This window comes from Mycobacterium sp. WUMAC-067, from assembly GCF_020217485.1.
In the GTDB taxonomy this organism is placed as follows: Bacteria; Actinomycetota; Actinomycetes; order Mycobacteriales; family Mycobacteriaceae; genus Mycobacterium.
Genome location: NZ_JAEKMI010000231.1, coordinates 1 through 232 on the forward strand (window position 1 = coordinate 1; position 232 = coordinate 232).

Annotated in this window: 1 protein-coding gene; it reads right to left on the bottom strand. The window is 64.2% G+C overall.

Annotated features, from left to right (window positions below; all coding sequences use genetic code 11):
* The coding region (locus JF781_RS28360) for a transposase (protein ID WP_225330707.1) at window positions 1-152 on the bottom strand (152 nt) is incomplete at its 3' end.
* Window positions 153-232: the final 80 nt, after the last annotated feature.

The window sequence follows — 232 nt, forward strand, 5'->3', positions numbered from 1 at the left end:
CCGAACTGGTTGCGCCAGCGGTGATACGTCGCTTCGGAGACACCGAGCTCGCGGCACACCGCCGCAGTGTCCTTGCCCTCGGCCAACAGCCGATCGGCCTCCATCAGCCTGCGCACAATCTGCTCAGGACTGTGCCGCTTCCTTGTCGCCATGATCTTGTCGAGCCTTCCTGCCCACAACGTGGGCCGCAAGACTCTCACACACCGCGGATCAACCAACCGGGGTCAGGCCA